General features: G+C 74.5%; 10 protein-coding genes. 2 read left to right on the plus strand and 8 right to left on the minus strand.

Annotation, left to right across the window (positions count from 1 at the left end; translation table 11 throughout):
- Window positions 1-22 precede the first annotated feature (22 nt).
- Entirely contained in the window at window positions 23-1,261 is a 1,239-nt protein-coding gene (locus tag OSR43_RS03405; RefSeq protein WP_302269623.1) for a geranylgeranyl reductase family protein, read from the plus strand.
- Between the two features lie 34 nt (window positions 1,262-1,295).
- Window positions 1,296-2,216, plus strand: coding sequence for an NUDIX domain-containing protein (locus OSR43_RS03410; RefSeq protein WP_302269624.1), 921 nt, complete (start codon window positions 1,296-1,298; stop codon window positions 2,214-2,216).
- A 22-nt stretch (window positions 2,217-2,238) separates the two neighbouring features.
- Here the strand turns inward: OSR43_RS03410 and OSR43_RS03415 are convergent, their stop codons facing one another.
- The 8 genes from OSR43_RS03415 to OSR43_RS03450 form a co-directional block, all read right to left on the minus strand.
- On the minus strand, window positions 2,239-3,285 hold the full coding sequence (locus OSR43_RS03415) for a hypothetical protein (RefSeq protein WP_302269626.1): 1,047 nt from the start codon (window positions 3,283-3,285) through the stop codon (window positions 2,239-2,241).
- Window positions 3,282-4,724: a substrate-binding domain-containing protein gene (locus OSR43_RS03420; protein ID WP_302269627.1), complete on the minus strand. Its 1,443-nt coding sequence runs from the start codon at window positions 4,722-4,724 to the stop codon at window positions 3,282-3,284. Before OSR43_RS03420 ends, OSR43_RS03415 begins: the two co-directional genes overlap by 4 nt.
- Window position 4,725: 1 nt before the next feature.
- On the minus strand, window positions 4,726-5,880 hold the full coding sequence (locus OSR43_RS03425; protein WP_302269628.1) for a hypothetical protein: 1,155 nt from the start codon (window positions 5,878-5,880) through the stop codon (window positions 4,726-4,728).
- 8 nt (window positions 5,881-5,888) lie between these two features.
- Complete coding sequence (locus tag OSR43_RS03430) at window positions 5,889-6,554, minus strand: hypothetical protein (protein ID WP_302269629.1); 666 nt, start codon at window positions 6,552-6,554, stop codon at window positions 5,889-5,891.
- Window positions 6,551-8,326 (minus strand): hypothetical protein, encoded by a 1,776-nt coding sequence (locus OSR43_RS03435; protein WP_302269630.1) that lies wholly within the window; start codon window positions 8,324-8,326, stop codon window positions 6,551-6,553. The genes OSR43_RS03430 and OSR43_RS03435 overlap by 4 nt, the downstream gene beginning before the upstream one ends.
- Window positions 8,323-10,491 carry a glycosyltransferase gene (locus OSR43_RS03440; RefSeq protein ID WP_302269631.1) on the minus strand — a complete coding sequence of 723 codons (2,169 nt, stop codon included), beginning with the start codon at window positions 10,489-10,491 and terminating at the stop codon, window positions 8,323-8,325. The genes OSR43_RS03435 and OSR43_RS03440 overlap by 4 nt, the downstream gene beginning before the upstream one ends.
- Complete coding sequence (locus OSR43_RS03445; RefSeq protein ID WP_302269632.1) at window positions 10,488-10,754, minus strand: hypothetical protein; 267 nt, start codon at window positions 10,752-10,754, stop codon at window positions 10,488-10,490. Before OSR43_RS03445 ends, OSR43_RS03440 begins: the two co-directional genes overlap by 4 nt.
- Before the next feature lie 221 nt (window positions 10,755-10,975).
- Window positions 10,976-12,196, minus strand: coding sequence for a glycoside hydrolase family 5 protein (locus OSR43_RS03450; RefSeq protein ID WP_302269633.1), 1,221 nt, complete (start codon window positions 12,194-12,196; stop codon window positions 10,976-10,978).
- Window positions 12,197-12,234: the final 38 nt, after the last annotated feature.

Consider the following 12,234-nt stretch of genomic DNA (forward strand, 5'->3'; position numbering starts at 1 on the left):
GCGTGCCTGCGAGAATCGGGGGGTGAGCACGACACCGACCCGCACCGACGTCCTCGTGGTCGGCGCCGGCCCGGCCGGGTCCGCCGCGGCCGCCTGGGCGGCGAAGGGCGGCGCCGACGTGCTGCTCGTCGACGCGGCGACGTTCCCGCGGGACAAGACGTGCGGCGACGGCCTGACGCCCCGGGCGATCGGCGAGCTCTCGAGGCTCGGCCTGGAGGACTGGCTGCGGGCCCACACGGTCAACCAGGGCCTGCGCGCCCACGGGTTCGGCCGGACGCTGCTCCTGCCGTGGCCCGGAGGAACGCTGCCCGACTGGGGCTCCGCGGTTGCCCGCACCGAGCTCGACGACCACCTGCGCACCACCGCGACCAAGGCCGGAGCGCTGGCGGTCGACGGCGCGCGGGCGGTCGACGTACGACGCGACGGCGAGCGGGTGGCCGCGGTGGTCCTGGAGCGCGCGGGCGAGCGGTTCGAGGTCGCGTGCGACCGGCTGGTCGTCGCCGACGGCGTGCGCTCCCCGCTCGGGAAGCTGCTGGGCCGGGAGTGGCACCGGGAGACGGTGTACGGCGTGGCCGGGCGCTCCTACGTCGCCTCGGACTCCAGCGACGACCCCTGGATCTCCTCCCACCTCGAGCTGCGCGACGCCGAGGGGTCGGTGCTGAGCGGGTACGGCTGGATCTTCCCGCTGGGGACCGGCGAGGTGAACCTGGGCGTCGGGACGCTCGCCACCGCGAAGCGGCCCGCGAACGTCGCGATCAAGCCGCTGATGGACTTCTACGCCGAGCAGCGCCGGGAGGACTTCGGGCTCAGCGGCGAGCTGCGGGCCAAGACCTCCGCGCTGCTGCCGATGGGCGGCGCGGTCTCGGGTGTCGCCGGCCCGAACTGGGCGCTGATCGGCGACGCGGCCGGCTGCGTCAACCCGCTGAACGGGGAGGGGATCGACTACGGCCTGGAGACCGGCCGGCTCGTCGCCGAGGTGATGGCCGAGCACCGCGACCTCGCTACCGTCTGGCCCGTGCTGCTGCGCGAGCACTACGGCGAGGCGTTCTCGATCGCCCGGCGACTGGCGGGGCTGGTCACCGTGCCGCGACTGCTGCCGGCCCTGGGCCCGGCCGGCATGCGCTCGGACTGGCTGATGACCCTCGCCCTGCGCTGGATGGGCAACCTGGTCACCGACGAGGACCGCGACCGCGCCGCACGCGTGTGGCGCTGGGCGGGCCGTCGCTCGATCGCCCTCGACGCCCGCCCGCCGTTCTCCTGACCCGGAGGCCTGAGGGTGCGGGCGGGAGCGGGACGTGGCTGAGCGCAGGGAGCGCCGCCGGCTGCAGCGGCTGGCCGCGTACGCCGTCGTGCTGCGCGACGGCGAGGTGCTGCTCACCCGGCTGGCGCCGCGGGTCAGCCGGCAGGAGGCGTGGACGCTGCCCGGCGGCGGGGTCGACCACGGCGAGGACCCGCGCGCGGCGGTGGTCCGCGAGGTGCGCGAGGAGACCGGCCTGGACGTGACGGTCGGCGAGACCGCGCGCGTGCAGACCGGCCGGCGGCCGAACGCGTGGTGGAACGGGCGGCGGCTCGACGTGCACTCCGTGCGCCTGGTGTACGACGGGCACGTCCCGGTCGACGCGCCGGCCCCGCGGGTGCTCGAGGTGGGCGGCACGACCGCGGACGCGCGCTGGTGGCCGGTGGCCGACGTGGCGGCCGGTCGCGTGCCGGTGACGCCGCTGGTGGCGGAGGCGCTGCGGGTGCACCGGCCCACGCGGCTGCAGCGCACCGCGGCGTACGCGCTGGTGGTGCGGGGCGCGGTGGCGGACGGCGACGCGGCCGTGCTGCTGAGCAGGGTCTCGGCGAGCGGCTTCCACACCGGCCTGTGGACCCTTCCCGGCGGCGGCGTGGAGCACGGCGAGACGCCGGTCGCCGCGGCCGCCCGCGAGGTCGTCGAGGAGACCGGCCTGGCGGTGGAGGTCGGCCGGGTGCTGCACGTCGCCGACGAGTCGATCCGCGGGACGGCGCCCAACGGCCGCGACGAGGACTTCCACGGCATCCAGCTGGTCTTCGCCGCCACGGTCGCCGACGAGGCGGCCGGCCTGGAGCCCGTCGCCGAGGTCGCCGGCACCTCCGACGCCGTCGCCTGGGTCCCGGTCGCCGCGGTCGAGGACGGCTCGGTGCCGGTGCACCCGCTGGTGGGGGCGGCGCTGGAGGCGGTGCGACGTCCCCGGTGACCCTGGGAGTCGCACCGACCGCTCACAGCTGGGCGGCCGCGACCTCGCACACGTTGAGCTCGGGACGGACCTCGTCGTTGACCACGACGTAGCTGGAGACGACGTAGCCGCGCTGGACGCCGTCGACGGTGAAGAACAGCCGGAGCATGCCGTTGCGGGGGAGCGGCAGCGGGCCGAGCATCCCCGTCTCGGGGTCGAGGGGCAGGTCCAGCTCCTCGACGTGGTCCTCGACCAGCCCCTCGCCCTGCACCTGCTCGACGTGGACGTGGGCGTCGGGCGAGCGCGGCACCAGGGCGATCGACCGCTCGCCGTCCGGCTCGCCGGGGCCCCCGCTGCCGGCGTCGCAGCGCAGGTGCAGGTCGCCGAGGCCGGGGACGGAGGTCACCTGGGAGGAGCCGCGCGCGGCGTCGGCGGCGCCGTGCCAGCTGACCCCGATCCGCTGGTCGAGGCGGGTGCGGAGGACGGCGTCGATCCGGCACGAGCGCCAGCTCATCGGGTGCTCGAAACCGGTCCACCACCAGTTCACCTCGAACGACGTCACCGGCTTCGGGGAGACGCCGTCGGCCGGGCGGTGCCGGCCCGGGCGCTGGCTGATGACACCGTCCAGGTGCCCCGAGGAGTAGTTCTCGATGGACGCGCGCTGGTTGAGGCCCTCCCCGGCGTACGCCCCGGTGCCCCCGCGACCGTCGTCGGCGGCCGTGGCGTACCGGTAGACGCGTGCGGTCTTCACCGCGACCACGGCGCGGTCGTTCTTCGTCTCGTGCTTGGCCATCCACATCTGCGTCTCGGCGCTCCGGTCGTTGGCCCGCAGCCGGACGAGCGTGGCGTCGGGCCGGCACACCAGCGTGAGCGTGCCGATGCCGGGGACGACCGCGGTCCGGGTGAAGACCTTCTTCCTCGCGGTGCCGTTCCACGCGACGGTGACCCGCTGGACGCGCAGGTCCTCGGCACCGGTGCCCCTGCCGGGGCCGGCGGCGTACGACGCGGGCGCGGTGGTCCCGCAGACGCCGACCGCCGCCGCCACGACCAGGACGGCGAGGACGCCGGCGAGCGCGCGCAGCCGGGTCACCGTGCCGGGTTCTCCGCCGGGGCCGGCCCGGCGGTCGGCTCGAGGGCCGCCTCCTCGCCGGGGCTCACCAGCACCGGCTGCGCGTCGCCGGTGAGCCAGGACAGCTGGGTGCGGACTGCGGCCTCGGGCAGCGGGACCAGCTGGGTGTCCTCGGCGAGCCGGTCGGCGTCACCGAGGTAGCTCTCGAGGAAGGCCCGGACCTCGCGGCGCTGGAGGGAGCGGGTGGTGGTCGTGATCAGCAGCTGGCGCGCGAGCGGGTACTCCCCACTGGTGATCGTGCGCTGGCTGGGGAAGATGCAGTTGCGCTCGCCCGCGGGCGTGGTGATCTCGAAGGGACGCAGCTGGTCCTCGAACAGCTCGTAGTAGCTGAACCGGAAGTACGCCACGTGCCCGCGCACCTGCTCGTCGCGGCGCCGTGCGTCGCGGGCCTGCACGAACCGGTCGCGGACGCGCGCCCACGTGGCACGCACCTCGTCCCGGTCGGCGCGCGCGTCGTCGCGGGCGGCGACGGCGTCGCGCACGCGCTGCCGGTCCCGCTCCTGGTCGGCCGGGCTGCGCCGGTCGGCGATCCCCTTCGCCCGCTCCCGCCAGGCGGCCTCGACCTCGTCCTGGGCGTCGTCGAGCACCTGCTGCCGGGTGACCAGCGAGCTGCGTGCCGCGTCGCGGACCCGGGCGCGGTCGGCGTACTCGCGCGCCAGCCGCTCGTCCTCGTCGTCGCCGACGACGAAGAACCGCGACCCCTGGTCGGACTCCGAGGCCTGGTAGTCCGAGCGCAGGTTGGTCATCCCGGGCTGCGGTGCGTCCAGGACGTTGCGGCCGAAGAAGCTGAACGCGTTGTTGTCGGCGTCGGGCCCCCCGACGACCAGCGGGACGTCGTCGAGGCCGACCTGCTCCCAGCTGGTGATCGGCGAGCCGGCGCGGTAGATGTCGCGGACCTGCTCGGTGGTCAGGCAGTCGCCGCCGACGTCGGACTCGGACTTGATCGCCACGACCACCGCGTCCGCCGCGATCTGGAGCTGGACGACGTCGAGGCCGACGCTGCGGCAGACGTCCCACTCGGCGCGGCTGATCGGCCGGGCGGAGTCGACCAGGTCGATCTCGCCGGCGCACAGCTCCTGGAAGGCCACCTCCTCGCCGTTGTCCCCCGCCTCGACCGTGACCGACGTGCCCGTGTCGCGGAACGCGTCGCTGGCGGCCGGCGTGAGGGAGCCCCCGGGCGTGCCGTCGAGCTGGACGACTCCGGCGGGCCGACCGGGGAGGGCGGCGTTGCGCCGTTCGATGGCCTCCTGCTCGCTGGTCTCGGCCTCGACCTGCGCGGCCTGCTGCCGCGCGACGACCGCGGTCGCCTGCTCCCCGCCGTCGTCGGAGCAGCCGGCGAGGAGCACCGCGGCGGCCAGCAGGACCGCCGGGAGCACGGCCCGGGTGTGGGGTGCGCGCATCTCAGAGCCCTCCGGTGTCGGTCGGTGCGGGGGAGGGGAGCAGGCCGCTGGGGTCGGAGTCGCGCTCCGGCGGGTACTGGTAGCGGCGGTCGGGCAGCTCCACGACCTCGAAGTCGTCGAGGAAGAGCCCCTGCAGCTCGTTGCCCGAGATCAGGTCGGCGGTGACGTCGCGCTGGGCGTAGAGCGTGGGCACCTGCGCGCGGTCGACCACGATCGCGCCGTAGGTGCGCAGCGCGACGATGATCGCGTCGGCCAGCCGCTGCTGCTGGGCGCTGAGCCGGATCGGCTCGCCGCTGTCGGGGTCGACCGGCGTCGCGGGCACGACGTCGGCCTTGAGCCGGATCCGCGCGCCCTCCGGCAGCGACTCGGCGGAGCCGTTGCCGTCGGTGGAGGAGGCCGGCTGCACGAACGAGCCCTCGGCCGGGCCGGGCACGCTGATCGCCAGCGCGTGGTCGATCTCCCCGGCCTGCAGCTCCCCGGGCCGGATCAGGCCCGCGAACAGCGGCAGCCCGGAGCCGCGGGCCCCCACGACCTGCGGCTCGCTGTAGCCGGGGCCGTCGAGGTCCCACTCGCGCATGAAGTGGTAGGAGATCGAGCCGTCGTCCTCGCGGCGGGCGCGCCACAGGTCGTAGGCCACGGACTCGGCCGTGTCGAAGATCGTGAACCACCCGTCGTACCGGGGGTCGGGGTCGATGTCGGCGGGGATGTCCAGCACGAGGGTGTCGTCCCCGTCCCCGCACCGGGCCTGGCGGCACACGACGTCGGTCGGCTCGCCGCCCGCGACGACGGGCGTGGTCCACGCCTCGGTGTTGATGTAGACCGGGTCCTCGATCCGGCGCGGCTGGGTGACGACGCGGTCGCCGGTCTCCCGGACGCCGACGCGCAGGGTGGCGAGGTCCATCATCCGCTCCGACCTGGGGTCGACCGGGGCGCCGTCGACACGGGTGTTCCAGGGCGAGTCGGGCGCGAAGTACACCTGCTCGCCGGGCTCGAGCCCACCGTCGGAGGCGTGGGGGTCGATAGTGACGTCGGCGGCGTCCGGGGTGCGGCCGGAGCCGGCGTCGTCCTCGCCGCCGCAGCCGGCGAGCAGGAGCGCGGCCGCGGCGACCAGGACGAGCGCCGCGCGGGTACGTCGGGGCGTGGGGCGGGTGCGCATCTGGCGGCTCATCGCATCGGGGGCAGGTCGGCGGGGTGCCCGGACGGCGTGCCGGTCCTGGCGTAGGGGTCGGCCAGCCGGGCGAACCGGTCGAGGGCGTCGCCGACCTGCGCCAACCGGCGGCCGTCGTCGGCCGCGGGGTCGGCCACCCCGGCCCGGGCGCGGGCGGCGGCGAGGATCGCGTGCGCCTCGCGGCGGGCGTGCAGCCGGACCAGCTCGGCGTCGAGCTCGGCCTGCGCCATCAGCTGCTCGCACCGGCGGGCGGCCTCGGCCTCCATCGCGGCCACGTGCAGCCGGCCCGCCTCCTCGGTCGCGCGGATCCGGGCGAGGGCCTGGGCCGCGACCTCCGCGACGGAGGCGCTGAGGTGGCGGCCGTCCTCGAGCGGGTCCGCGGCGGGCGGGTCGATCGGCGGGTGGACGAGGGTGACCGCCTCGCTCGGCGGCTCCTCCACCGGCTCGGGCTCTGGGTCCGGCTCTGGGTCCGGCTCGGGCTCGGGCTCGGGCTCGGGCTCCGGCTCGGGCTCGGGCTCCAGCTCCCGCTCGGGCTCGGGGGCGAGGAGGTGGCTGAAGTCGACGGCACCGATGCGCTCCCCGCCGCGGCCGCGCGGGCCGCCGGCGGACAGGATGTCGTCGAGCGAGGGCGGGGGAGCGATGGGCAGGTCGCCGGCGGTCACGGGGTCACCTCCGGCACGTCGACGGGCTCCCTGGTGGTGGAGCCGGTGGTGGACTCGGTGGTGGACCGGGCGGCGGGGTCGTCGGTGAGGGACTCCTCGCCGCGCTCGAAGCCGGACGGCACGGCGACCAGCGTGTAGCGCGGGGTCGTGTAGGCGACGGTCAGCAGCGCGTCGGAGCCGTCGGCGGCCTCGGGGTAGAGCTGGCTGAGCAGGTCCTCGCCCGCGCCGGTGCTGAGCAGCATGAAGTCGACGTGGCGGGCGGGGTCCTTGGCGGCGGCGAGCCAGGGCCCGTCGGAGGCGTCGACGCGGTCGAAGAAGAGGTCCGGTCGGCCGGTCAGCAGCATGACGCCGTAGGTCTGGGCGTTGTCGGTGAGGATCGAGCTGCGCCGCGAGACGTTGTCGCGGATCCAGCCGGCCATCGCCTCCTCGGACATGATCCCGACCGTCGAGCCGTCGAGGGTCCGCGCACCCTCCTGGGACTCGCCGGTGGAGACGGCCGCGGCGAACGTCGACTCGAGGTTCTGGTACTCGTAGGTCTTCATCGCCTGGAACGTCCACGGGATGCTCGCCAGCAGGCCGACCACGAGCACCGCGCTGACCAGCGTGCTGCCCTCGCCGGCCGAGCGGGCCAGCCAGATCGCCCCGATCACCGACAGCAGCAGGATCGGCAGCGCGTTGCGCATCAGCAGCGGGGAGTCGGTCAGCCGCAGCGCGACGGCCAGGGCGGGGGTGAGCACGGCCGCGGCGAGCATGATGCCCAGCCACAGCGCGAAGGTGTTGCGGCGGGCGACGCCGGCGAAGACCAGGACGGGGAGCACGACGATCGCCAGCGGCGCGCCGTGCAGCACCAGCCGGCCGGTCGCGGCCGCGAGCTCGACCAGGCTGAACGACGGCAGGCCGCCGGAGGAGGAGACGTCGCTGCTGTCGGTGATCCAGCTGAAGGGGTCCATCAGCAGCAGCGCGTTGAACGCCGTCCACAGCGCGATGACGTAGACGGTGGGCGCGGCGAAGCCGACCGCGGTGCCCTCGACCTCGGTGCCGTCCGCGCCGAGGCGGGCCAGCACGGCGGCGACCATCAGCAGCGAGAGCACGAACCACAGCAGGCTGGAGTAGCCGGCGAGGGCGGCGACCGAGTAGGCCAGCCCGGCGATCATGACGAACCGGATGTCGGCGGTGACGTACCACGCGAAGAGCGCGCCGAGCGCGACCACGACGAACGAGATCCAGATGAAGTGGCGGGCCCCGCCCGCGGCGTACAGCACGACCAGCGGGTTCGCGCCGAGCGCGAGCAGCACCGCGACGCGCAGCGGCGCGAGCACCTGCGCGCGGCGCATCATGGTGTTGAGCGTCATCAGGGTCAGGCCGGCGAAGACCGCCGAGGCGAGCGGGACGACGACCAGCGAGCGGGCCGGCCCGCTGAGCACGGTGAGCGGCGTGAGCAGCAGGGTGGCCAGCGGCGGGTAGTCGAAGCCGAGCGCGGAGAGCTTGGTCGGGTCGTTGTGCCACACCATGAGGGCCCGGTTGAGCCGGTCGAGGGTCTCGAAGCCGACGACGTGCTTCTCCACGACCAGCCAGTAGCCGAACCAGCCGTAGGCGAGGGTGGACAGCCCCAGGACGAGCAGGCTCTCCCAGCGCCGGCGCGGTACGTCGGCGGGCCGGCGGCCGACGGCCTGGACGACACCGGCCAGCCGCTCGCGGTTGCTGAGCACCCTCGGCGGCGTGCCCGGGACCGGCGGCGGGCCGGGAACCGGGGCCTGGGTCGTCGCGCTCATCCGTGCGCCTCGTCGAGGCCGTGCTCGGTCTTCTCCCAGTAGAAGGGGTTCGTGAACAGCTGGATGAAGCCCTTCCAGGCGGCCCAGCTCATCAGCCCCCAGTAGAGCGGCGACAGCAGCGCGGTCCGGGTGATGCCGAACTCCCCGCGCTGGAGCGAGCCGGCGACGTTGAGGTAGACGAAGATGAAGTTGCCGACGAAGAGCATCGCGCTCGCGGCGTAGAAGACGATCCCGGGGAACAGCTGCTGGATGAAGCCCCACTGGGTCAGGACGTAGAGCGTGGTGAGGGCCCAGAAGACCGGGTTCATCAGCAGCACGAACGCGCTGCCCATCGTCAGGTTGAAGCTCGCGAAGCCCCGGACGCCGGTCTGCGCCAGCAGCGCCGCGGGGTTGCGCATGTGCACCAGCCAGGTCTGGAAGTAGCCCTTGTTCCAGCGGCTGCGCTGGCGGATCCAGTTCGGGACGACCGAGTTGGCCTCCTCCAGCGTGGTGGAGTCGATCATCGCGGTGCGGTAGCCCTCGCGGTGCAGCCGGATGCCGAGGTCGGCGTCCTCGGTGACGTTGAAGGGGTCCCAGGCGCCGAGCTCGCGCAGCACCGAGGTGCGGAAGTGGTTGGAGGTCCCGCCGAGCGGGATCGGCGACTCCGAGGCGCCCATCGCTGGCAGCACGAGCTCGAAGTGCATGGAGTACTCGTTGGCGAACCAGGCGGTCAGCAGGTTCTGGTCCTGGTTGAAGTGGTTGAGCTTGGCCTGGATGCACACGACGTTCGGGTCGACCCGGTCGAAGGCGATGATCGCCTTCTTCAGCTGGTCGGGGTCGGGCCGGTCCTCGGCGTCGAAGATGACGCAGTACGTCCCGGTCGCGAGCTGGAGGCCGTAGTTGCACGCCTTCGGCTTGGTCTTGGGCTGGCTGTCGGGGACGACGACCATGCTGAAGTGCGGCGGGAGCGCCATCGAGCGGATCTTCTCGACGGTCTCGGTGTCGTCCTCCTCGCACAGCAGCTTCACGTCGAGCCGGGTGCGCGGGTAGTCCAGGGCGTTGATGTCGCGGACCAGCCGCGGCACGATGCCGGCCTCCTTGTAGAGCGGGACCAGGATCGTGTAGACCGGCAGCCGCCGCTCGTCGAGGGCCGCGACCTCCTCCTCGCTCACGTCGGTCTCCAGGTGGGTCCCGAGCGCGCGGAGGGTCAGCCGGAACTTGTAGACCGAGACGACCAGGTAGATCGCGCTGCAGAGCCCGACCAGACCGATCAGCGTCGCCGTCGGCCAGATCGCCAGGCAGATGACCGTGGCGGCGAGCGCCATGACCAGTACGGCCTTCTGGGTCCCGGAGATGACGACGTGCGCGGAGGACTCCGGGCGGGCCTCCATCAGGCCGGTGGTCGCCACGTCGGCGTAGTGGGCGGCGTGCACCCGCTGGAGGAGCTGGTCGAGGTCGGTGCGGTTGGCGAGCAGCGGGCGGACCGGCAGGCCGAGCGCGCGCTCGACCTCGGCGGTCGCCTCGGCGTCGAGCGGCCGGGCGACGGCGAGGAGCACCGTGCCGTCGGCCTCGGCGACGGGGAGGACCCGCAGCCGCTGCGCGACCGGCTCGGGGACGCGGCGGGCCAGCTCGAGGTCGGGCTCGACGTCGACCAGCCCCACGCGCTGCATCTGGTGGATCTCCGAGAGCGCCGCGACGAGGACGTCCTCGGGGACCGCCTCGTGGGCGACCAGGATGTCGCCGAGGGGGTCGCCGGTGCGGGCGTGCTCGAGCATGGCCACACGCAGCTGGTCGGTGGTGACCAGCCCGCTGCGGGTGAGCATCTGGGCCAGCTGGAGGCGTGCGCGGCGGCCCTCGGGGGTCTCCACGTCGGCGGGGAGCGACGGGTGGGCCGCGTCGATGGCGGCGGTGACCTCGTTGACGGTGTGCTTGACCAGCCGCACGGGCCGGTCGGTGCGGCCGGCGACCTGCTCGGCGACGACCTCGGCGACGATCGGGTCGCCCGGGTCGGCCGCGGCGACGAGCACGGTGCCCTCGGAGACGGCGTACGGCAGCACCCGGAAGGTCCGGCAGACGCCCTCTGGGACCAGTGCCCGAACGGCCGGGTCGGTGCCCTGCGCCAGGCGGGGCACGACGGTGCCGGCCGGGGTCGCGGCGCGGGGCGCTCCCTCCGCGGTGGTCGTCATCGGGCGCCGGCCCCGAAGCCGTGCGCTGCCGGCGGCTGCGCCCCGGCGTCGGCACCGGCGGTGAGGGCCGGGGCGGCCGGGGTGCGCCCGGAGCGGGGCCGCATCACGGTGTAGACGAGGAAGGCCAGGAGCAGGGCGACGAGCGGCGCGACGAGGAAGGTCACGAAGACGACGACGAAGACGAGCAGCGTCACGACGAGGCCCACCCCGGCCGCTCCGACCGACGTGCCCCCCGGCTTGGGCGCAGACCTCTGCACCGACATGTGGATCCCCCCTGTGCTGCTGCGGCGACGGCCCCGACGAGGGGACCGCTCCCGAGCTGTCAGCACGCGACCCTAGGAGGTCGCGGAGGGGCCGGCGGGACGGAAAGCCCTGGTCAGGGGCTTCTTTGAGGACCTCTTGCGTTTCACGGCCGAGCGGACTGGACCGATGCGGGCCCTTCCTCCGTTTTTCCTCAAGACGGCACGCGCGGGCGGGTCGGTTGCTACCCGGCCGGGGACGCCGGGGACGCCGGGGACGCCGGCGCGGAGGGCACGGCGGCGCTGCCGCCCATCAGCCGCGCCGCGAGCCGACCCCACTCGGTCGGCTCCGCCGGGGCCTCGGCGAGCAGCGACATCGGGTCGCCGGCGTGGTCGGCCCACACCCAGAACAACGAGCCGATGCCGTGGTCGGCCGCCCAGGCCAGGTAGTCCTCGACGAAGCCGTCGAGGGGGTCCTCGGCGCCGAGCTCGCCGGTGATGACCGGGACGCTGTCGGCCAGCGGGGCCAGCACCCGGTCCCAGCAGGCGCGGTCGGCGCAGGCCTTGAAGTCGTAGGCGTGGAAGGACGCGACGAGCTGGTCGTCGTCGGGCGCGAACTCCAGCCAGTGCTCGAGGTCGTTGGCGTAGTCCAGCCCGCCCAGCAGCACCGGCTGCTCCGCGCCGGCGTCGCGGATGGTGGAGACCACCCGGGCCATGCCCTGCACGGGGAACGTCACCCGCCCGTCGGTCGCCGTCCGGTCGTCCTCGACCGGTGCGCCGCAGCCGCCGTCGCGCCAGCACGGCCAGGTCAGCTCGAAGACCAGCCGGTCGGCGCCGTCGTAGCGGCTGTACGGCTCGTTGAACGCGTCGAACATCACGGAGGGGTCGTCGCGGTACGCCGTGGCCACCGAGGTCCAGAAGGCGAGGGACTCGGGGTCGGGCATCGCGAGGTTGCCGAACTCCGGGGCGGTCAGCCGCTTGCGGCTGTGCAGGTCGAGCACCACCACCAGCCCGGCGCGGTGCAGGGCGTCGACGAAGCGGCGCACCTCGGCGCGGTAGCCCTGCGGGCTGCGCTCGTCGTGCTCGTCGCTCACCGGGGCGCCGCGGGTGCCCAGCCAGCAGTCCTGGTTGAGGGGCAGGCGCACGGTGTTCGCGCCCCAGCGCGCGATCGCCTCGGCCTCACCGGTGTAGGGGTCGCCGCCGAGGAGCGAGTCGAGCGCGGAGTAGCCCCAGCCCTGGGCGCAGGCGTACTCGAAGCTGCTCCAGCTGACCCCGCGGGGCGTGAACGTCGCACCCGTGCGGGAGTCGACCAGCTGGTCGCCGTCGACACGCACGTGGGCCGCGCCGCCGGCCGGGTCGTCGGCGGGGTCGCCTCGCAGGGCCACCGCCACGGCGGCGGCGCCGACGAGCAGCAGCACGACCGCCGGCACCAGCCAACGCAGCACCCGACGCGCAGGACGGACCACGGAGCCCCCCTCTCCCGGGCGTCATCGTAGGTCCGCAT

The sequence above is a fragment of the Nocardioides sp. Arc9.136 genome (genome assembly GCF_030506255.1).
In the GTDB taxonomy this organism is placed as follows: domain Bacteria; phylum Actinomycetota; class Actinomycetes; order Propionibacteriales; family Nocardioidaceae; genus Nocardioides.